The sequence below is a fragment of the Stenotrophomonas sp. SMYL20 genome, from assembly GCF_036320045.1.
In the GTDB taxonomy this organism is placed as follows: domain Bacteria; phylum Pseudomonadota; class Gammaproteobacteria; order Xanthomonadales; family Xanthomonadaceae; genus Stenotrophomonas; species Stenotrophomonas maltophilia_A.
In genome coordinates this window covers 126535-148477 of the sequence record NZ_JAWIRT010000009.1, presented here as the reverse complement: position 1 = coordinate 148477, position 21943 = coordinate 126535, and the positions used below count along the sequence as shown (strand labels likewise).

17 protein-coding genes are annotated in these 21943 nt (G+C 67.0%); 14 read left to right on the top strand and 3 right to left on the bottom strand.

Features of this window, described 5'->3' with window-relative positions; all coding sequences use genetic code 11:
• Window positions 1–83: 83 nt before the first annotated feature.
• Window positions 84–2048: an oligopeptide transporter, OPT family gene (locus V3B48_RS09050; protein WP_125893769.1), complete on the bottom strand. Its 1965-nt coding sequence runs from the start codon at window positions 2046–2048 to the stop codon at window positions 84–86.
• 200 nt (window positions 2049–2248) lie between these two features.
• Here V3B48_RS09050 and V3B48_RS09045 point away from each other — a divergent pair, with 200 nt between their 5' ends.
• Window positions 2249–3397: a heparan-alpha-glucosaminide N-acetyltransferase domain-containing protein gene (locus tag V3B48_RS09045; RefSeq protein WP_329893568.1), complete on the top strand. Its 1149-nt coding sequence runs from the start codon at window positions 2249–2251 to the stop codon at window positions 3395–3397.
• Window positions 3398–3476: 79 nt separating this feature from the next.
• Complete coding sequence (locus V3B48_RS09040) at window positions 3477–5231, top strand: oligopeptide:H+ symporter (RefSeq protein WP_032127610.1); 1755 nt, start codon at window positions 3477–3479, stop codon at window positions 5229–5231.
• 58 nt (window positions 5232–5289) lie between these two features.
• Here the strand turns inward: V3B48_RS09040 and V3B48_RS09035 are convergent, their stop codons facing one another.
• Window positions 5290–7272 (bottom strand): S9 family peptidase, encoded by a 1983-nt coding sequence (locus V3B48_RS09035; protein ID WP_329893567.1) that lies wholly within the window; start codon window positions 7270–7272, stop codon window positions 5290–5292.
• A 167-nt stretch (window positions 7273–7439) separates the two neighbouring features.
• Window positions 7440–8075, bottom strand: coding sequence for a LysE family transporter (locus tag V3B48_RS09030; protein WP_005408523.1), 636 nt, complete (start codon window positions 8073–8075; stop codon window positions 7440–7442).
• 138 nt (window positions 8076–8213) lie between these two features.
• On the opposite strand from V3B48_RS09030, the gene V3B48_RS09025 reads away from it, so the two are divergent.
• From V3B48_RS09025 to V3B48_RS08970, 12 genes are all read left to right on the top strand, one after another.
• On the top strand, window positions 8214–9119 hold the full coding sequence (locus tag V3B48_RS09025; protein WP_010483397.1) for a LysR family transcriptional regulator ArgP: 906 nt from the start codon (window positions 8214–8216) through the stop codon (window positions 9117–9119).
• Window positions 9120–9302: 183 nt separating this feature from the next.
• Window positions 9303–9749 carry a GNAT family N-acetyltransferase gene (locus tag V3B48_RS09020; protein WP_032127612.1) on the top strand — a complete coding sequence of 149 codons (447 nt, stop codon included), beginning with the start codon at window positions 9303–9305 and terminating at the stop codon, window positions 9747–9749.
• Between the two features lie 228 nt (window positions 9750–9977).
• Window positions 9978–11678, top strand: a complete 1701-nt coding sequence (gene mqo / locus V3B48_RS09015) for a malate dehydrogenase (quinone) (RefSeq protein ID WP_032127613.1) — start codon at window positions 9978–9980, stop codon at window positions 11676–11678.
• A gap of 268 nt (window positions 11679–11946) precedes the next feature.
• On the top strand, window positions 11947–14139 hold the full coding sequence (locus V3B48_RS09010) for a TonB-dependent siderophore receptor (protein ID WP_329893566.1): 2193 nt from the start codon (window positions 11947–11949) through the stop codon (window positions 14137–14139).
• Between the two features lie 264 nt (window positions 14140–14403).
• Window positions 14404–16047, top strand: coding sequence for a malonate decarboxylase subunit alpha (gene mdcA, locus V3B48_RS09005; RefSeq protein WP_032127615.1), 1644 nt, complete (start codon window positions 14404–14406; stop codon window positions 16045–16047).
• Window positions 16048–16057: 10 nt separating this feature from the next.
• Window positions 16058–16378, top strand: a complete 321-nt coding sequence (mdcC, locus tag V3B48_RS09000; RefSeq protein ID WP_032127616.1) for a malonate decarboxylase acyl carrier protein — start codon at window positions 16058–16060, stop codon at window positions 16376–16378.
• Entirely contained in the window at window positions 16375–17283 is a 909-nt protein-coding gene (locus V3B48_RS08995; protein WP_285302460.1) for a biotin-independent malonate decarboxylase subunit beta, read from the top strand. Before mdcC ends, V3B48_RS08995 begins: the two co-directional genes overlap by 4 nt.
• Window positions 17284–17285: 2 nt before the next feature.
• On the top strand, window positions 17286–17990 hold the full coding sequence (gene mdcE, locus V3B48_RS08990; protein WP_329893579.1) for a biotin-independent malonate decarboxylase subunit gamma: 705 nt from the start codon (window positions 17286–17288) through the stop codon (window positions 17988–17990).
• On the top strand, window positions 17983–18624 hold the full coding sequence (gene mdcG / locus V3B48_RS08985) for a malonate decarboxylase holo-[acyl-carrier-protein] synthase (protein ID WP_329893565.1): 642 nt from the start codon (window positions 17983–17985) through the stop codon (window positions 18622–18624). Before mdcE ends, mdcG begins: the two co-directional genes overlap by 8 nt.
• Complete coding sequence (gene mdcB / locus V3B48_RS08980; protein ID WP_049422771.1) at window positions 18621–19478, top strand: triphosphoribosyl-dephospho-CoA synthase MdcB; 858 nt, start codon at window positions 18621–18623, stop codon at window positions 19476–19478. The genes mdcG and mdcB overlap by 4 nt, the downstream gene beginning before the upstream one ends.
• Window positions 19475–20395, top strand: a complete 921-nt coding sequence (gene mdcH, locus V3B48_RS08975) for a malonate decarboxylase subunit epsilon (protein ID WP_329893564.1) — start codon at window positions 19475–19477, stop codon at window positions 20393–20395. Before mdcB ends, mdcH begins: the two co-directional genes overlap by 4 nt.
• Window positions 20396–20499: 104 nt before the next feature.
• Window positions 20500–21909, top strand: coding sequence for an SLC13 family permease (locus tag V3B48_RS08970; protein WP_329893563.1), 1410 nt, complete (start codon window positions 20500–20502; stop codon window positions 21907–21909).
• Window positions 21910–21943 lie beyond the last annotated feature (34 nt).

The following is a 21943-nucleotide window of genomic DNA, read 5'->3' as shown; positions in this document are numbered from 1 at the left end:
TGCTCGGGCCGGCTGGCGGGCTGGCACCCCTCTCTTCCTTTCCCCCGCCCCCCGCCCGCCCCCCCCCCGGCACTACCCGTCCCTTACGCCTTGGTGTACTTGCCGGTGCGGTAAATCAGCCAGCCCACCAGGAACAGCACGGCCAGGCCGATCCACTGCGCGCCCGGCAGGTGGAACGGCACGGCCAGCACGTCGGCGCGGCTGCTGACCACGATCGGAATCGCGATGGCGATGCCCATCAGTGCCTCACCGGTGATCAGGCCCGCAGCGAACAGCACGCCCGGCTTGTGCACGCGGTCGCGGCCTTCTTCGTCATCGGCGCGCACCTTGTGGAAGCGCTCGACCAGGTGGGCGATCAGGCCGCCGAGGAAGATCGGCACCATCAGCTCCAGCGGCAGGTAGATGCCGATGGCGGCGGCCAGCACCGGCACGCGGAAGCGTGCGTTGCGCGACTTCAGCCAGCTGTCGAAGGCAATGATGGCGGCACCGACCACGGCACCGATGCCGATGAAGGTCCACGGGAGTTCGCCACCGAACAGGCCCTTGGCCACCGAGGCCATCAGGTTGGCCTGCGGCGCAGCCAGCGCGTTCGGGTGCAGCTCGGACTTCACGCCGATGCCGTAGGCGGTGGCCAGCAGGTTCAGCACCGGGGCCATGATCAGCGCGCACGAGAAGGCACCGATGCCCAGCATCAGCTGCTGCTTCCACGGGGTGGCACCTACGATATAGCCGGCCTTGAGGTCCTGCAGGTTGTCACCGCCAACCGCTGCGGCGCAGCACACCACCGCGCCGATCATGATCGCCGCCACCGCGCCCAGCGGCGCACCGCCGGCACCGACCGGCTTGAGGCCATCGGCGCCCAACAGCACCACCAGCACGGCCGAGGCGAACAGGATGGTGGAGATGGTGATGCCCGACACCGGGTTGTTGGACGAACCGATCAAGCCGGCCAGGTAGGCCGAGACCGACACGAACAGGAAGCCGGCAACGATCATGATGATGGTCATGGGGATCGACACGTGCCACTGGCCCACGATGGCCTGGTACAGGGCCAGCAGCGGCAGCACGAAGACCACCAGGGCCACCAGCATCCACTTCATCGGCAGGTCGCGCTCGGTGTGCGCCAGCACCGGGCCACCGCTCTTGCGGGCGGCGGCAAAGCCGCTCTTGACGCCATTGAGCAGCGACTTGCGCAGCGAGATCAGGGTCCAGATGCCACCGATCAGCATCGCGCCGACACCCAGGTAGCGCATCTTCGCGCCCCAGATGGCGAACGCCGCCTCGGTGGAGGATGCGGTAGCGACCGAGGCGGCCAGGCCCGGATCGGTGTTCATGAAGAACGCCTGGTAGATCGGAATGGCGATGTGCCAGGTCAGGATCGAACCGGACACCACCACGATGCCGACGTTGAGGCCGACGATGTAGCCCACGCCCAGCAGTGCCGGCGACAGGTTGGTACCGATGAAGGCGGTGACCTTGGAGCTGCCGACGTAGGCCGAGGTGGCCCAGGCGTCGGGAATCAGGCGCATGCCGCTTTCCGCGGCCAGCTTGACGAAGGCACCGATGACTGCCGACAGGCCGAGGATCTTCAGGCCCGGGCCCGGGTTCTCACCGGCCTTGAGCACTTCGGCCGCGGCCTTGCCTTCCGGGAACGGAAGCGGGTCTTCAACGATCATCGAACGGCGCAGCGGCACCGAGAACAGCACGCCCAGCAGGCCACCGAGGCCGGCGATGCCCAGCACCCACCAGTACTTGAAGTCCGGCCAGTAGCCCATGATCACCAGCGCCGGGATGGTGAAGATCACACCGGCGGCGATCGACGAACCGGCCGAGGCGCCGGTCTGCACGATGTTGTTTTCAAGGATGGAGCCACCGCCCAGCAGGCGCAGCACGCCCATGGAAATCACCGCGGCGGGAATGGCGGTGGCGATGGTCAGGCCTGCGAACAGACCGAGGTAGGCGTTTGCGGCCGACAGCACCACCGCCAGCACGATGGCCAGGGCCACTGCGCGGAAGGTGAGCTGCTTGGGCGCAGCGTCGTGGTTCATGGAAGCCCCTGCTGGCAAAAAATCCCTGCCACGCTAGCGTTCAGGGCAGATCAAGTCCAGCGTGCCAAAGGATGGGGGCGTGTGCTGCAGCGCAATGGGCCAGTACGTGGACCGGCAATCGACCGACCCGGCAAAGTCCGGCTGGGCGCAGAGCAAATGATATGTTATATCTTAATGCTACCTTGCTGTTACTGCATCGCATGCCCCCTTCCCCCTCCCCTCGCCTGGCCTCCATCGACCAGCTGCGCGGCACCGTGATGCTGTTGATGTTGCTGGACCACGTGCGCGAGACCTTCTTCCTGCAGCATCAGGTAAGCGACCCGATGGACGCATCGACGGTCTCCCCTGCGCTGTTCGCCTGCCGTCTGCTGGCCCACCTGTGTGCGCCCGTGTTCGTCCTGTTGACCGGGCTGTCGGCCTGGCTGTACGGCCAGCGCCAGGCGGATCCGCGCCGGGCCACAGCCACGTTCCTGCTCAAGCGCGGGCTGTTCCTGGTCGTGCTGGAACTGACCCTGGTGAATTTCGCCTGGACCTTCCAGCTGCCGCCGGAAACGCTGTACCTGCAGGTGATCTGGGCCATCGGGCTGAGCATGATCGCGCTGGCCGGCCTGCTGTGGCTGCCGCGCCCGGCCCTGCTGGTGCTGGCAGTCGCGGTGGTGGCCGGGCACAACCTGTTGGACGGCGTGCGAGTGGAGGGCCACGGCCTGCTGGCGATGCTGTGGAAAGTACTGCACCAGCGCGACTGGATCGAGGCCGGCGCGCTGCGCCTGCGCACTTCCTACCCGGTGCTGCCGTGGATCGGGGTGATCGCGCTGGGCTACCTGATGGGGCCGTGGTTCGCCCGCGACCGCGACCCCGCGCAACGCCAGCGCTGGCTGCTGTGCGCAGGCGTCGGCGCGCTGGCCCTGTTCGCCCTGCTGCGGTTCGCCAACCAGTACGGGGATGCACCGTGGCAGTACCAGACCAGCACGCTGCGCACCTGGATGAGCGTGTTCAACATCACCAAGTACCCGCCGTCGCTGCAGTTCCTGCTGTTGACCCTGGGCGTGGGATTGTTGCTGCTGCGCCTGTACGAATGGCCGCCACTGGCGCGTGCGCTGCGCCCGCTGGCCGATGTCGGCGCCGCGCCGATGTTCTTCTACCTGCTGCACCTGTATGTGCTGAAGGGGCTGTACCTGGCCGCGCTGGCGATCTGGGGGCCGACACACGGTGATCTGTACGCACTGGATTCTGTGGCCGGCCTGCTGCTGGTGGCCTGTGCGCTGGCGGTGGTGCTGTACCCGCCGACGCGGGCGTTCGCGCGGTTCAAGGCGCGACGGCGCGATCTGGCGTGGTTGCGGTACCTGTGATCGCCCAGGCCAGTCCGGCAATCCACGCATGGCGTGGATCTACTGAAAGCGGATCGGGCCACAGGCCTATAATTCCGCGATGAATTCCACCGCTATCGCTTCCGACGATTTCCTGGGCCATCCCAAGGGCGTCTACGTCTGCTTCTTCACCGAAATGTGGGAGCGCTTCTCCTTCTATGGCATGAAGGCGCTGCTGCTGCTGTACCTGACCAAGTACCACCTGTTCGGCGACAAGGCCGGCCTGGACCTGCTCGGTGCCTATGGCGGCCTGGTGTACTGCATCCCGGTGTTCGGCGGCATGCTGGCCGACCGCTGGCTGGGCATGCGCCGGGCGGTGCTGTTCGGCGGCATCCTGCTGGTGCTCGGCCACCTCGGCATGGCCTTCGAAGGCCACGCCGCGTATCGCGTGAACGGCGAAGTGGTGCGCGACACCTCGGCACTGGCGGTGACCTACCTGTCGCTGGCGCTGATCATCATGGGCGTCGGCTTCCTCAAGCCGAACATCTCCACCATCGTCGGCAAGCTGTACGCCAAGGACGACCCGCGCCGCGATTCGGGCTTCTCGCTGTTCTACGCCGGCATCAACCTCGGCGCGCTGTTCTCTTCGCTGGTGTGCGGCTTCCTCGGCGAGGCCTATGGCTGGAAGTACGGTTTCGGTGCGGCCGGCATCGGCATGCTGGCCGGCCTGGCGATGTTCCTGTGGGGCCAGAAGTACCTGCAGGGCCACGCCGAGCCGCCACAGCCGGCCGCGCTGAAGCAGAAGGTGCTGGGCCTGCCGCGCGAATGGCTCATCTATCTGTGCGCGATGCTCGGTGTATTGCCGGTGGCTTGGCTGATGTGGGCGGCCGGCAACGGCGCGTTCGCGCTGGGCGGTGAAATCAGCCTGGCACTGATGCTGATGCTGGTGGTGCTGGGCGGCGTGCTGGTCTGGTTCGCCTGGTTCACCGGCAGCAAGTGCACGCCGGTGCAGCGCCAGCAGATGGTCGCGCTGATGGTGTTGATCTTCATGGCACTGGTGTTCTTCACGATGTACGAGCAGTCGTATGGCTCCTGGGTGACCTTCACCGACCGCCTGCTGACCAAGGACATCGTGCCCTCGCTGGTGATCACCGGCGGTACCCCGCTGCCGTGGTCGATCATCTCGCTGCTGCTGGCACCGCTGGGCTTCGTGGTCAGCGCGCGGCTGTCCGAGCGCCGTCCGGGCTCATCTGCGCCGCGAACGTTCTTCGCCGCCATCGTCGTGCTGATGCTGGTGCTGCTGGTGCGCGACTGCCTGGTGATTCCGCAGACCGCCGGCTCACTGACCTACCTCGGCGGCCTGTTCCTGGTGCTGCTGGCGCCGGCCTTCGCCGCACTGTGGACGTGGATGGACCGCCGCGGCTGGGAACCGGGCAAGCCGGTCAAATCGGCCTGGGGCCTGGTAATCGGCGCGCTGTCGTTCGTGCCGCTGGCATTGGCCGCACAGCAGGTCGGCGCCACCGGCGAGATGGCCAGCGTGTGGTGGCTGGTGCTGGCCTACTTCCTGCTGGCCAGCGGTGAGATGTGCCTGTCGCCGGTCGGCCTGTCGGCGGTGACCCAGCTGGCCGTGCCGCGGGTGATGAGCCTGATGATGGGCACCTGGTTCCTGGCCACCGCGTTCTCGGAAACGCTGGCGGCGCTGTTCGGCAAGCTGGCCGCGATCGAAGTGCCCGAAGGCGAATCGCTGGACATGGTGGCCGCGGCCGGTGCCTATGCGCACCTGTTCTGGCTGCTGATGTGGATCGGCCTGGGCTGTGCGCTGGCCGCCTTCATCGCCGCGCCGCTGCTGAAGAAGATGATGCACGGGGTCAAGTAAGCCCGATGCAGGCGAACTCCGGGGGCGGCGGATCGATCATCCGCCGCCCCCGGCTTGTTCAGGGCGCGCTGCTCTTCTCCGCAGGTGCGGCCTGCCCGGCCACCTGCCCCCCCAGGCTGCGCGAGAGGAAGGCCAGCAACCTGCTGTAGTACGCACGTTGGTTGGCAGGGGAATAGAAACCATGCCCTTCATTCTTGACGTACAGGGTTTCCACCGGCGTGCCGGCCTTCTTCAACGCAGCTTCCATGCGTTCGCTGTGCACGATCGGCGCACGTTGATCCTGGCCACCCGCGGCCAGGAATACCGGCACCCGCACCTGCGCGGCCAGATTCACCGGGGAACGCTCTGCCAGATCCTTGGGCGATCCCAGCCAGTTCCGCAGGTAGGCCAGGCCTGACTCATCGCTCTGGATGTCTCCGCGGGCGTACATCAACGGCAGGTCGTAGATGCCGACGTAGCCGGCCGCGCACTGGTACAGGCCCGGTTCGCGCACCGCCCCCATCATCGCCGCATAGGCACCGTAACTGGCCCCATAGATGCAGATGCGGTTCTTGTCGGCCACGCCCTGTTCGATCGCCCAACGCGTGGCATCGGTGACGTCATCCTGCATCGACAGCCCCCATTGCTTTCGCGCGGCCTGCATGTGGGCCCGGCCATAGCCGGAAGAGCCGCGGAAATTCACCTGCAGTACCGCGTAACCTGCCGCCGCCAGCATCTGTGTCTCGGTGTCATAGGTGCCCTGGTCGGCAACACCGATCGGACCTCCGTGCGGCACCACCACCATCGGCAGCGCACGGGCCTCGCGGCCATGCGGGACGGTAAGGAAGCCATGCAGCGGACGCCCATCACGGGCCGTCAGGCTGATCGGACGCACCTCCGCCGCCAGCGCGGGGTCGATCCAGTCACTGCGGCTGATCAGGTGCCGTGCACTCTTGCCAACCGTGTCATAGAGATAGAAATCGCCCGGATTGCTGCCTGACCAGGTTTCCACCAGCACCGTCTTGCCATCGCGCGTGCTGGAGGTGATGTAGACCGCTCCGCCCAGGCCGGCTTCGAGGCTGCGGTACAGGCGAGCGTCGTCCGAGGCGTCATCGAAGAATGCCGTTCGCGGCGCACTGCCAAGGAACAGGGCCCCGACCGGCACGCGGCTGCCGGGGCGCCGGATGATGCGCGCCGGGTCGGCACTCCCATCGCGCAGCACGGTGCGTCGTTCATTGCTCTGGGGGTCCCAGCTGACAATGGCATCAGGTCCATCTGCCTGCTCGACCTGCAGGTACGCCAGCCGACCATCGGCCGAGAAGCCGAGCGGCGCCTCGATGCGCTTGCTCAGGGATTCATCATTGAGCAGGATCCAGTCGCTGTTGCTGCCCGTGCGGTAGTAGAGCTTCTGCGTGCCATCGGTAACGACAGCGCGTGCGAAACGCACCTCGCCCTGCTCATCGGTCGTGAAGTCCGCATCGGGAATGGGAGCGCGCGCCACGGCGTTGCGGCGACCGGTGATCACGTCCATGCGCTCGACCTGCGCATGCGAACTGCCGACCAGCGGGATCACCGTCACCAGCGCGTTGCGGTCATCGTCCTTGAGCTCATCACTGAGGTAGGCGGCCACCAGGCCTGCCGGCTTGACCTTGATGTTGGTGCCCAGGCTCTGGTCGGCAACCCGGTACCCCACCAGCAGCTCGCCCCCCTTGCCGTTGGCATTGATACCGAACAGTTCGCCGGTCGGCGTCGGCCGGTCCAGCACGCCGAACTTCTGTGCCATGCCCACCAGCAGCCGCTCGTTGCTGACCCAGTCGAAGGTGTGGGCGTGATCGTTGCGGGGCGGGCGGAAGCTGCCGACCATCTTCATGTCGGCAATGCGGTAGATCGCCAATGCGGTTCCCGCCTCCAGCGGAACCGTCGCGGCGATGTACTCGCCCCCTGGTGAAATCTTGATGTCGGTAAACGACTCCTGCCGCAGATAGCGATCCAGGTCCAGCGTTGCGGCCGATGCCCCACCCACAACCGCGCCCAACAGTACAGCCAGCACAATCCTGCGCATCCTTCCCCCATGGAAAACCGGACACCCTGTCCGGATGCACGATTCTAGGCACGTGACCGTTTGCCGCGCCACATCGGCAGAAAAAACGACGGCACCGTTGCCGGTGCCGTCGTTACCACTACCTTGGAGAGAGAGTCAGGACGTGGGTTCGGGGGGCGTGCGCCGGGTCAGTGGACCCCGCGCACCGCCAACGTAAGGGCCAGGATGCTGAGGATCACGGCGATGGTGCCGTCGAGCACGCGCCAGGTACTGGGCTTGGTGAACAGCGGCGCCAGCAGGCGTGCGCCCAGGCCCTGCGCGGTCAGCCACAGGCAGCTGGCAGTCACCACACCGGCGGCGAAGGCCATGCGGGCGTTGCCGAAGTTCTCGGCGATCGAGCCGATCACCATCATGTCCAGCCAGAAGTGCGGGTTGATCAGCGAGAAGCCGACCGCGGCCATCAGCACCGCGCGGCGGCTGCCGTCGTCGCTGTCAGCCTCGCCCATGCCGCCGCCACCGGCAATCGCACGGCGTGCCGACTTCATGGCGTACCAGGCCAGGAACGCCACGCCCGTCCACAGCACGGCGGTGGTCAGCCACGGCAGCGCCGAAGTGAGCGTGCGCAGGCCAGCCACGCTGGCAAAGATGAAGATCGCATCGATGGCCGCACAGGTGGCAACCACCGGCACGATGTGCTTGCGCAGGATGCCCTGGCGCAGAATGAAGGCGCTCTGGGCCCCGACCACGGCGAACAGGCCGATGCCGGTAGCTGCACCAGAGAACCAGGCACCGAGGCCGGTGCTGGCGGAGATGACCGAGAACATGGGATTCACTGCCTTTGCTTGCTTGGGGGGACGGTGCCTCGCGAAGGCGGACAGCACCGGAACGGGCGCCATTGTCGCGCCGCAACATGAAAAAGACGAGCTAAACTTCCTAAACCAACATTAGCGGAACTTAATTCGATGCGTATCGACCATGCCCAGCTGCGCGCCCTCGCCGCAGTGATCCGCGAAGGCAGCTTCGACCGCGCCGCGCAGTCGCTGAATGTCACGCCCTCGGCCATCTCGCAGCGAGTCAAGGCACTGGAGGACCGGGTCGGTCGCCTGCTGGTCAAGCGCGGCACCCCGGCCACCGCCACCGCCGAGGGCCAGGTGCTGGTGCAGCTGGCCGAGCAGACCGCCCTGCTCGAGCACGACGCCCTGCACCGGATGGGCCTGGCTGACGAAGACCTGCCGCAGGCCAGCATCCCGGTGGCGGTGAACCACGACAGCCTGGAAACCTGGTTCCCGCAGGCCGCCTCGCAGTTCGCACAGAGCACCGGCACCACCCTGGACCTGCGCGTGGAGGACCAGGACCACACCGTCGAACTGCTGCGCCAGGGCACCGTGCTGGGCGCGGTGACCACCCTGGACGAGCCGGTGCAGGGCTGCCAGATCCATGCGCTGGGCAGCATCCGCTACGCCGCCACCTGTACCCCCGAATTCCGCGAACGCCATTTTGCCAAGGGCGTGACCGCGCAGGCGCTGGCGCAGGCGCCGGTGCTGGTGTTCAACCGCAAGGACGAAATGCAGTCGCGCTTTGCCCGGCGCATGGCCGGCGACGACCTGCCCAGCACCGCACCGACCTGGTGGATTCCCTCCACCCGCGCCTTTGTGCAGGCCAACCTGGGCGGCATGGGCTGGACCATGAACCCGCTGCCGCTGGTCAAGCGGCACCTGGACGCCGGCCGCCTGGTCTACGTACGCCAGCGCGCGTGGGAAGACGTGCCGCTGTACTGGCAGCACTGGAAGGGTGACGTCCAGACCATGGCCCTGCTGACCCGCGCCGTGCTGGACGCCTCCTCAGCGCTGGTGCGGCGCAAGCGCTGAGGCAGCCCCGCAAAAAAGGGGACGGAGGGGATTAAGTCGTTTAAGGCCCATACGACATTCTGGGCAAAGACGACTTAATCCCCTCCGTCCCCTTTTTGCTCCATCCAATCTCCACGAAGTCTCCACACCGGGTCCATGCGTGATGCGGATACTGGTCGGCCGATCACTGCAAGGATGCCCTGCATGCCTGTATTCGTCCGCGATGCGCGCCCCGAAGATGCCGCCGCCTGCATCGACCTGCGCGGGCGCACCCGCGAGAACGCCTTCAGTGCCGCGCAGTTGGCGGAGCTGGGCATCACGCCGGAAAGCTGGGCGGCCGGCATCGCCCAGGGCGATTCGATCGGCCGCGTCGCCTGGGAAGGGGAGCGCATGGCCGGTTACTGCTTCGCCGACCGCGACACCGGCGAAGTGCTGGTGCTGGCCCTGCTGCCGGACTACGAAGGCCGTGGCGTCGGTCGGCAGCTGCTGCAGGAAGTGGTCAGCCTGACCCGCGATGCGGGCCATACCCGGCTGTTCCTGGCGTGCTCGGCCGACCCGCGTTCGCGCTCGCATGGCTTCTACCGGCGCCTGGGCTGGCGCCCGACCGGGGAGATCGATGAGGCCGGTGACGAGATTCTGGAGCTGGTCTGATTGAAGGCGTCGCCAGGCATGGCCTGGCGCTACTGGGGCTACGATCGCCAGGCTTGGGCCCGCCGCTCACGTGACGGGGCCGCGAAACGTCGGATGCTGCGTTGCATCAAAAACGGACCGGATCCGGTTAGAATCGCGGATGGATGGCGCAAGGCGTTGTTTCTTCACGCCCTTTCCCTGCCCCACGCGCATCCTGACCCCTTCCCCTCCGCCAACGATCCCGCCCCCATGAAGAAATTTGGCAAGGCCCTGCTCGCCCTGCTCGTGCTGCTGTTGCTGGCCGCCGCGCTGTTCCTGTACTGGCCGCTGACCCAGCGCTCGGTGCCCGCCGCCAGCAACGACAAGCCCGTCGACGTTGTGCTGGTCGGCGCCGGCATCATGAGCATCACCCTGGCCACCTACCTGCAGGAACTGCAGCCGGACTGGAACATCCAGGTCTACGAACGCCTCGACGGCGTCGCCGGTGAAAGCTCCGACGGCTGGAACAACGCCGGCACGGGCCACTCGGCCTTCGCCGAACTGAACTACACCCCCGAACTGCCCGACGGCAGCATCGAGACCAAGCGCGCGGTCGGCATCGCCGAATCGTTCGAGGTCTCGCGCCAGTTCTGGTCGCACCAGGTGAAGGAAGGCCGCCTGAGCCAGCCCAGCGACTTCATCAACCCGACCCCGCACATGAGCTTCGTCTGGGGCGATGACAACATCGCCTACCTGCACAAGCGCCAGCAGGCCCTGGTGAAGAACCCGCTGTTCTACGGCATGCAGTACTCCGAGGATCCGGCACAGATCAAGCAGTGGGCACCGCTGCTGATGGAAGGCCGTGACCCGAAGCAGAAGGTCGCCGCGACCTGGATGCCGCTGGGCACCGACGTCAACTTCGGAGTGATCACCCGCCAGCTGACCACCGGCCTGCAGCGCAGCCCGAACTTCAGCCTGCACCTGAACCACGAAGTGAGCGCGCTGCGGCAGAACGCTGACAAGAGCTGGAACGTGACCGTGAAGGACCTCAAGGCCGGAACCGAGTCCACCACCCACGCCCGCTTCGTGTTCATCGGTGCCGGTGGCGCCGCGCTGAAGCTGCTGCAGATGTCCGGCATTCCGGAATCGAAGGACTACGCCGGCTTCCCGGTCGGTGGCCAGTTCCTCGCCTTCCAGGGCCAGGACGTGACCTCGCGCCACGGTGTGAAGGCCTACGGCATGGCCGAAACCGGTTCGCCGCCGATGTCGGTGCCGCACCTGGATGCGCGCAAGCTGGACGGCAAGCCGGTGGTCCTGTTCGGGCCGTTCGCGCTGTACAGCACCAAGTTCCTCAAGCACGGCTCGTGGTGGGACCTGTACTCCTCGGTCACCCACAACAACGTTGGCCCGATGCTGGAAGTGGGCAAGGACAACCTGGACCTGGTGCAGTACCTGATGGCCCAGGCACGCCTGAACGATGCCGATCGCCAGGCCGAACTGGTCAAGTACTTCCCCAATGCCAAGCCGGGCGACTGGAAGCTGGTCACCGCCGGCCAGCGCGTGCAGATCATCAAGCGTGATCCGCTGAAGGGCCCGGTGCTGCAGTTCGGTACCGAGATCGTGACCGACAAGGACCACACCATCGCCGCCCTGCTCGGCGCCTCGCCGGGTGCGTCGACCTCGCCGCCGATCATGCTGGACCTGATGGCCAAGGCCTTCCCGGACCAGATGAAGGCGGGCTGGGAAACCCGTCTACGCGAGATCGTGCCGTCGTACGGGCGCAAGCTCAACGACAACGCCGCGCTGGTCAACGAGATCCGCACGCTGACCAGCCAGACCCTGCGCCTGCCGTACCTGGAGGTGCCGGTGGACGCCAATGCGGCGGCTCCGGCCCCGGCGGTAGTGCCGGCAGCCGTTCCGGCACCAGCCAAGGAAAAGCGCAACGCCAACGAGGAACTGCAGGCGCTGTAAGCCTGGCAGATTCCCTGCAGCAGACACGGACGGCCACCTTCGGGTGGCCGTTCGCGTTTGGGCCGCTCCCTGCTGCAGAAAGCGATGCCCGGCGCCGCGAATCCTATGCACAATGACGCGAATTGTAATGTTGTTAAGAATTATTTACATTTGCGCCCTGCGCAGTGACCGCGCCCCTCCCAGATGGACCTGATGTGCCCGAAGCCGCCGCCCCGGGTGCTGGACGACTGTTGCCGCCCCCTTCCCGTCTCCGAGCTTCGAACCCACCATGTCCCTGACGTTCCGTAACCGCCTGCCCCGCCGTGCGCTGCTGCCGGCTGCCCTGCTCTCTTCGCTCGCGCTGGTCGCGTCTCCGGCGTTCGCCGAGGCCGCCGCCGATGCATCCGATGCCAAGACCCTGGACCGGGTCAGCGTCCGTGCCGAGCAGTCCGCTCCGCCATCCAGCACCACCCGCCTGCCGATCACACTGCAGGAAACCCCGCAGTCGGCCACTGCGATCAGCCTGAAGCGCCTGCAGGACGAATCGCTGTTCAGCATCAACGACGTGATGCGCAACGTCACCGGCGTCAGCGTGTCCTTCTATGACACCCAGCGCCCGCTGTACTACGCACGCGGCTTCGCCATCACTGACTTCCAGGTCGACGGCATCCCGACCTACAGCGGTTCCACCAACCAGGAATACGACACCGCCTTCTACGACCGCATCGAAGTGATCCGCGGTGCCAACGGCCTGCTCAGCGGCGCCGGCGTGCCGTCGGCCACGGTGAATCTGCTGCGCAAGCGGCCGGGCGAGGAGTTCGATGCCTCGTTCGCGGTCAGCGCCGGCAGCTGGGACTATCGGCGCATGGAGGCGGACGTGACCGCGCCGCTGACCGATGACGGCCGTTTCCGCAGCCGCGTGGTCGCCGCCTATACCGATCGTGGCCTGTACTACGACCGCTACGACGAGAACAAGATGGCCGGCATGGCGGTGCTGGAAGGCGACGTCACCGACAGCACCACGATCACCCTCGGTTACCAGAGCCAGGACAACAATCCGACCGGCTCGACCTGGGGCACCGTGCCGTTCTTCGACAACCAGGGCAATTTCGCGCACCTGCCGCGCTCGACCAACCTGTCGCCGAAGTGGAGCTACTGGAAGCGCGAGAGCAACACTGCCTTCGCCAACCTGGAACAGCGCTTCGGCGACAACTGGCTGCTGAAGATCAACACCGCCTACACCCGCGGCAACGTGCAGAATGTGCGCCTGTACGGCACCGGCAACCCGGACCCGGTGACCGGCTCGGGCATCTTCCTGCGCGCGGCCGCCGGTGATTCGAAGGACACCCGGCGCAACGTCGATGCTTACCTGACCGGCAGCTTCGATCTGTTCGGCCGCGACCACGATGTGACCCTCGGCGCACAGTGGTCGGACCTGGAAGGCACCACCAACACCCTGGCGCTGAACTTCCCGAACGATTGGGCACGCTGCGGCGGCGAACGCTGCTACTACATTCCCAACGTGTACAGCTGGAACGGCGACATCTCCGAGGTCACCTACCGCCGTACCGGCGCGCGCCGCGTGGCCAAGACCACACAGAGTGGCGTCTATCTGGCCACCCGCCTGCGCCTGGCCGATCCGCTGTCGCTGATTGCCGGCGCACGCCTGAGCCGCTGGGAAACCCTCAGCCGCTCCTACAACGCCGCAGGCGCCTACACCGGCACCAGCGGTGCATACAAGGTGAGTGATGAAGTCACCCCGTACGTGGGCCTGGTCTACGACATCACGCCGAACGTCTCGGCGTACGCCAGCTACACCGAGATCTTCAACCCGCAGAACTTCAAGGACCGCAACGAGAACCTGCTGGCGCCAGTACAGGGCTCGAACCTGGAAGCGGGCATCAAGACGCAGTGGTTCGATGGTCGCCTGACCGCCAATGCCGCCGTGTTCGAAGCCAAGCAGGACAACTACGCGGTGCGTGACATGGGCGTGCCGGAGGGTTCGCTGAGCGATGGCACCTCCGCCTACGTCGGCGTCAACGGCACCAAGGCGCGCGGTTGGGAGATGGACGTCAATGGCGAGATCCTGCCGGGCTGGATGGTCAATGCCGGCTACACCCACGTCAAGGTCACCCGCGCCGCCACCGATCTGCTGTACGCCAACCCGCCGAAGGATCTGTTGCAGCTCAACACCCAGCTGCAGCTGCGCGGTGCGCTGGAACGCCTGAGCGTTGGCGGTGGCGTGCAGTGGCAGAGCAAGGTGCAGGGCTACAACATCGCCTACCCGCTGGGCGGCACGGTGACGGTGAACCAGCCGGCCTACATGCTGGTGCAGTTCAACGCCAACTACCGCATCAGCGACAACTGGACGGCAACCCTGAGCGTGCGCAACGCACTGGACAAGACCTACTGGGCGAATCTGGACTACAACAACTACGGCGAACCGCGCTTCGTGTCGGCCAGCCTGCGCTGGAAGTTCTGAGCCACCAGAAACGGTAGTGGCGGGGGGGGGGGGGGGCCGCCCCCGGGGGGGGGGGGGGGGGGGGGCGGGGCCCCCCCCCCCCCCCCCCGCCCGCCCCGCCCCCCCCCCCCCCCCCCCGGCACTACCCCGATCGATGCGGGTCATCCTCCATTTCAATCTGAATGGGCCCGCCTTCGCGCGGGTCCTGCTTTTTGCTGCAGTGCGGGTTGCATGCCCGACTGTAATTATGCCGTAATTACGTCGACACCAATCGGAAGCCGGTCGATGAACCCGAGCTGGGATACGTTGGAACGCAGCCGCCAGGCCCGCCTGGAACGTGCCGCGCCGTGGGCCCGGGGACGTGAGGTCGCCGCCACCGACGTGGGCGAGCTGCTGCACGCACTGCTGGAGCCGGGCGACAAGGTCTGCCTGGAAGGCAACAACCAGAAGCAGGCCGACTTCCTCGCCCAGTGCCTGGCTGACCTCGATCCCGCGCGGGTGCATGACCTGCACATGGTGCAGTCGGTGCTGTCGCTGCCCTCGCACCTGGATGTGTTCGAACGCGGCATCGCCTCGAAACTGGACTTCTCGTTCTCCGGCCCGCAATCGGTGCGGCTGGCCAACCTGGTGGCCGAAGGGCGCATCCAGATCGGTGCCATCCACACCTACCTGGAACTGTTCGGCCGCTACTTCATCGACCTCACGCCCCGCGTAGCGCTGGTCGCCGCGCAGGCCGCCGATCGCCACGGCAACCTCTATACCGGCCCCAACACCGAAGACACCCCGGTCATCGTCGAGGCCACCGCGTTCGGTGGCGGCATCGTCATCGCCCAGGTCAACGAGATCGTCGACACCCTCCCCCGCGTCGACATCCCTGCTGACTGGGTCAACTTCGTGGTGCAGGCGCCGAAGCCGAACCACATCGAGCCGCTGTTCACCCGCGACCCGGCGCAGATCTCCGAGATCCAGGTGCTGATGGCGATGATGGCGATCAAGGGCATCTACGCCGAGTACGGCGTGAACCGCCTCAACCATGGCATCGGCTTCGACACCGCGGCCATCGAGCTGCTGCTGCCGACCTACGCCGAATCGCTCGGGCTGAAGGGAAAGATCTGCCAGCACTGGGCGCTCAATCCACACCCCGCACTGATTCCGGCGATCGAATCGGGCTTCGTCAAATCGGTGCATTCGTTCGGTTCCGAACTGGGCATGGAGAAGTACATCGCCGCACGCAGCGATGTGTTCTTCACCGGTGCCGATGGCTCGATGCGCTCCAACCGCGCGTTCTCGCAGACCGCCGGCCTGTATGCCTGCGACATGTTCATCGGTTCCACCCTGCAGATCGACCTGCAGGGCAACAGCTCCACCGCCACGCGCGACCGCATCGCCGGCTTCGGTGGCGCACCGAACATGGGCTCCGATGCACGTGGCCGCCGCCATGCCAGCGAGGCCTGGGTCAAGGCCGGTCAGCAGGCCGCACGCCCCGGTGAGATGCCGCGTGGCCGCAAGCTGGTGGTGCAGATGGTGGAAACCTTCCGCGAACACATGGCACCGGCCTTCGTCGATCGGCTGGACGCCTGGGAGCTGGCCGAGCGCGCGGACATGCCGCTGCCACCGGTGATGATCTATGGCGACGACGTCAGCCATGTACTGACCGAAGAAGGCATCGCCAACCTGCTGCTGTGCCGCACCCCTGAAGAGCGCGAACAGGCGATCCGCGGCGTGTCCGGCTATACCGCCGTGGGCATGGGGCGCGACCGCGCGATGGTGGAGAACCTGCGCGACCGCGGCGTGATCCGCCGTCCCGATGACCTCGGCATCTCCGTGCGCGATGCCAGCCGTGACCTGCTTGCGGCGCGTTCGGTGAAGGACCTGGTGCGCTGGTCCGGCGGCCTGTACGACCCGCCCAAGCGCTTCCGCAACTGGTAAGGGGCTGAGCATGGAAACCCTCGACTATCGATTCGAAGGACACACGGCGGTGCAGTTCCCGCGCGATGCAGTGCTGGTCGGCGTACTGGCCTCGGGCAACCTGGAAATCCTGCTGGAACCGGCCGCACTGGACGGCGCGATGACGGTGCGCATCATCACCGCCGCGCAGGGCTTTGGCCGCGTCTGGGAGGCGGTGATCGGTGATTTCGCACAGCGCCATTCGCTGCGCGATGTGCGCATCTCGATCAACGATGCCGGCGCAACCCCGGCGGTAGTCAGCCTGCGCCTGGACCAGGCGGTGGAAACCCTGCTTGCTGGAGATCCACGATGAACCGGACGCAGCGCCACAGTTACTACGAAGCCGATGCACGCGAGCGCATCGCCGGGCTGATCGACGCCGGCTCGTTCCGTGAATTCCTCGGCCCGGCGCGGCGGATGATGAGCCCGCACCTGGCACAGCTCGACCAGCCCGCGGCGTTCGACGACGGCATCGTTGTCGGCGAAGCCACACTGCGCGGCCGACGCGTGCTGCTGGCCGCACAACAGGGTGAATTCATGGGCGGCGGCGTGGGCGAGGTGCACGGCGCCAAGTTGACCGGGCTGCTGCACCGTGCAGCGGAAACCCGACCTGACGGTGTGCTGCTGCTGCTCGATACCGGTGGCGTGCGCCTGCACGAAGCCAATGCAGGGCTCATCGCCATTTCCGAGATCATGCGCGCCACGCTGGATGCGCGTGCAGCGGGTGTGCCGGTGATCGCGCTGATCGGCAGCGGCAACGGCGCCTTCGGCGGCATGGGCATCGTCGCCCGCTGCTGCAGCACGGTTATCATGTCCGAAGAGGGGCGCCTGTCGCTGTCCGGCCCGGAAGTGATCGAAACCGTGCGCGGCGTGGAAGAGTTCGATTCCCGCGATCGCGCGCTGGTCTGGCGCGTAACGGGAGGCAAGCACCGCTACCTGATCGACCAGGCACAGGTGCTGGTGCCCGATGCCATCGAGGCCTTCGCGCAGGCGGCCAGCAACGCGCTGCAGCCCGAGACCAGCAGCACCGATCCGGATACTGCACTGGCCGCGCTGCAGGAACGCCATCTGGCATTGAAGGCGCGCGTGCAGGCCTGGAGCGATTGTCGCGATGGCCTGGAGATCTGGGCGCGGCTGGGCATTGCCCACCCCGAACGCCTGCCACTGCTCGACACCGATGAATTCCTCATCGCCACCGCCGACCGGAGCCTGCCATGAGCATGCCGTTGCAGACCCTGCTCGATGCCCTGTTCCCGCATGGGCATGCCATTGCCGTGAACGATTCGGTGCTGACCGGCAGCGCCACCACCGAGGATGGCGAGGTGACCGTGATCGGTACCGCCGACAAACTCGAAGTCGGCGTGGACCACGCATTGGCACTGGCCGAAACCGTGCTTGCCAGCACCGCCGCGCTTCCACAGCGACCGATCGTGATGCTGGTGGACACCGCTGGCCAGCGCCTGGCGCGGCGTGACGAACTGCTTGGCATCAACGGCTGTTTCGCTCACTTGGCGCAGACGCTGGATCTGGCACGCCGACGCGGTGCGCGGCTGGTGACCCTGGTCTATGGCGAGTCGGTCAGCGGCGGCTTTCTGTCGTTCGGCCTGATGGCCGACCACATCCACGCCCTGCCCGATGCACAGGTGCGGGTGATGGACCTGCGCGCGATGGCGCGGGTGACCAAGCAACCGCTGGAGAAACTGCAGGCACTCAGCCAGACCTCGCCGGTGTTCGCGCCGGGCGTGGAGAACTACGTGGCGATGGGTGCGGTGGAATCGCTGTGGGAGGGCGATCTTGCCCAGCACCTGCTGCAGGCGCTGCGCACGCCCGCCGAAGGCGACCTGCGTGCCGCACGCGGCGCACATCGCGGCGGCCGTGCCCTGGCGGCAGGGGTTTCATCTGCGGTGGCCCACGGCGATGCCTGAGCGGCCCGCCCGCCACACGCTGGCCTGGCTGTCGGCCGATGCCGACTGGCGGGCTGACGTGACTGCACAGGAACCACGCCTGGCAGCGTGGTTCGCGCAGGGCCTGCCGGCCATGGTGGCGCGCTGTGCGGCGGACGACCCCGACCCTCGGCTGCGCCTGGGGGTACCGCTACCGCCAAGCGAAGGCAAGCAACGGCTGGCGCTGCGCGTGGCCCTGCAGGTCGTCCAGCAGCTGCAACCTCCCCCTGCCTTGGATCACGTTCTCGCCGGCGGCGTTCCGGCGGATTGGCAGGCGGCGTTGCAGGCAATGCTGCGGCTTGCACCAGCCCGCGTATTCGGCGCCTTCGCATGGCAGCACCTCACCGGACTGCCCTATGTGCACCCGCGCTCGGACATCGACCTGCTGTGGCAGGTGGATGACGCGCGCCAGGCCGACCTGCTGGTCGAACGCCTGCAGCACTGGGAAAGCGCCTATGGGCATCGCGTGGATGGCGAACTGTGCCTGGTGGATGGTGGCGCGGTGAACTGGCGCGAATACGCCGGTCGCAGCCGCGAAGTACTGGTCAAACGCATTGATGGTGCCGCTCTGGAACTGCGCGAGGCCTTGTTCAACGCCACTGGAGTTGTCGCATGAACGCTGTCGTGAAGCGCGTCGCCCGGTCCACCCCGGCGGTGGACAGCGCGCGCCTGGGGCGCCTTGCCATCGCCAGCCTGCACGCCGAACTGGCCCTTGCCCCCAAACCGGGACTGGTTACACCGTTCGATCGCGGCAGCCACCACGACATGGATGCCGGCACCTTCCTGCGCAGCCTGTTCGCGTTGCGCCACTACTTCATCGCCGTGGCCGACGCCGGTGCCAGCGCGGCGCCGTTCCAGACGCTGCGCCGGCATGGCATCGCCGCCGAGATATCGATGCTGCACGCCACTGCGGGCATCAACACCCATCGCGGTGCGATCTTCAGCCTTGGCCTGCTGGTGGCCGCGTCCGCTGCCTGCTGGGGCCGCGCGGGCCGTGTCGCCGCAGCCGAGCAGGTCTGCCAGGAAGTGCGCCGTTGGGCGGCCGAGCTCGCCGACGCGCCTCTGGATGCGAACAGCCCTGGCCAGCGCGCGCGTGCACGGCACGGCGTGCAAGGTGTGCGCGAACAAGCGGCCGCCGGCTACCCGCTGCTGCGCGAAGTGGCACTGCCTGCCCTGCGCCACGCACTGGCCAGCGGCCTGCCACGCGGGGCCGCGATGTGCCAGACCCTGATGCAGCTGATCGCGTGCGTGGATGACCTCAACCTGCTGCACCGCGGCGGCGCCGACGGCCTGCGCTGGGCCCAGCGGCAGGCACGCACCTTCCTGGACGCCGGTGGCACCTTCGCGCCGGACTGGCAGGTACATCTGCGTCGCATCGGTGACGGCTTCGTCATGCGCAGGCTGAGCCCGGGCGGCAGCGCAGACCTGTTGGCCTGCAGCGTGTTCCTGCTGCAGCAGGAGCAGGCATGAGCCTGGCCCTGCTCTGCCCTGGCCAAGGCGCGCAGCACGCGGCGATGTTCGATCGCGTGCGCGATCTGGCTGCCGCGCGGCCGGTGCTCGATGCCACGAGCGAACTGCTCGGCCGCGATGCATTCGCCGCTGCGGCGGCCGACGATCGCTTCGACAATGTGCGGGCGCAACCACTGCTGTGCGCAGCAAGCCTGGCGCATTGGCAGGGCCTGCGCGAGATATTGCCAACGCCGACGGTGATCGCGGGTTACAGCATCGGCGAGCTGGCCGCACATGCCATCGCCGGCGGCGTCGATGCGGCCACCTGCCTTGCCCTGGCTGCGCAGCGCGCGCTGTTGATGGACAGTGCCAGCCCCGCCGATGCAGGCCTGCAGGCAGTGCTTGGCCTGGAACGCCATGTACTGCAGCCGCTGTGCGATCTGCACGGAGCGCACGTGGCCATCGCCAACGGGCAGGACCATTTCATCGTGGGCGGCACGCACGCCTCATTGCAGCGGCTGGCCGATGCCGCGCGGCCGCAGGGTGCGGACATCCGTCCACTGCCGGTGCACGTGCCTGCACACACACCGTTGCTGGCAGCGGCGGTCGCACCGTTCGCTGCCGCACTCGACGCCTCGCCACTGCAGGCCCCACGCCTGCCGCTGCTGGCCGGCATCGATGCGCGACCGGTGCGGGATCGCGCAACGGCAGTCCACACGCTGTCGGCGCAGCTCGTGCAGACCATCGAATGGGCGCAGGTGATGCGCCAGGCCTTCGAGCGTGGCGCGCGGGTATTTCTGCAGCTGGGCCCGGGCAACGCATTGGCGCGCATGGTCGCGCCGGCCTATCCGTGCTGCGAAGTGCGCGCGGTGGAAGAGTTCCAGAGCCTTGAAGGCGCCGCGGCGTGGGTCCGCAGCGCGCTGGAGCGGCTGCAGTAACGGGTTCGAGCAGTACGTATCACGCAACACGCAGTACGTCGCCTTACCCCGGGATGGCGGGTCTCCATCCGCGCTGTACGTGAGTCACGTGTCTGGGAGGGCGCATGAGTCCACAAATCGCAACGATCATCGGTCTGGTGATCATGTTCATCGTCGCCACCGCGATGCCGATCAACATGGGTGCCGTCGCCTTCGCGCTGGCCTTCATCATCGGCGGACTGTGGGTCGACATGGGCGGCAAGGAGGTCCTGGCCGGCTTTCCCGGCGATCTGTTCCTGACCCTGGTCGGCATTACCTATCTGTTCGCCATCGCGCAGAAGAACGGCACCATCGACCTGCTGGTGCACTGGGCAGTGAAAGCGGTGCGCGGCCATATCGTGGCCATTCCGTGGGTGATGTTCGTGATCACCGCGGTCCTCACTGCGTTCGGTGCACTGGGCCCCGCGGCGGTCGCGATCATCGGCCCGGTCGCGCTGCGCTTTGCCAAGCAGTACAACATCAATCCACTGATGATGGGCCTGCTGGTCATCCATGGTGCGCAGGCGGGCGGCTTCTCGCCGATCAGCGTGTACGGCAGCATCACCAATGGCGTGGTGCAGAAAGCCGGGCTGGAAGTGACCGAGATGGCGGTGTTCCTGACCAGTCTGGGCTTCAACTTCATGATGGCGACGATCTGCTTCTTCGCCTTTGGTGGCATCGCCCTGCTGCGCCGTGGCTCGATCACCGCAGCAGGAACACTCGGCAATGCCGAGCTGGCGATGGCCGGTGGCCCGCAGGCGTCGTCGCGCCAGTTCGCGATCGAAGGTCATGGCGCGCTGGTCGCGGCAGGCGGCGGCACGCTCAGCAATGATCCGGTGGCACTGGATGCGGTGAACCTGACCCGCGAGCGGTTGTTCACCCTGATCGGCCTGCTCGGCCTGGGCGTGGCCGCGCTGATCTACAACCTCAACGTCGGCCTGGTCTCGATCACCGTGGCGGTGGCGCTGGCGCTGTTGTCCCCGCAGAGCCAGAAGGGTGCGGTCGATGGCATCAGCTGGTCCACCGTGCTGCTGATCTGCGGCGTGGTGACCTACATCGGCGTGCTGGAACATGCCGGCGCGGTGGACTTCATCGGCAACGGTGTGTCCGACATCGGCATCCCGCTGCTCGGTGCGCTGCTGGTCTGCTACGTCGGCGGCATCGTCTCCGCATTCGCTTCGTCGGCAGCGGTACTCGGCGCGACGATCCCATTGGCGGTGCCGTTCCTGATGCAGGGCCACCTCAGCGCCGCCGGCGTGATCTGCGCGCTGGCGGTGTCATCCACCATCGTCGATGTCAGCCCGTTCTCGACCAATGGCGCACTGGTGGTGGCCTCGGCCGCGAAGGAAGAGCGCGAGACCCTGTTCCGCCGCTTCCTGGTCTACAGCGGCCTGGTGGTTGCGCTCGGACCGCTGCTGGCCTGGCTGGTGTTGGGGGGGCGGGGCGGCTGTTCCCCCCCCGGGGTTTGTGCCGACCGCTGGCCGGCACTCTCATGAAGCCATCCAGCAATCATGGGTTGCCGGCCAGCGG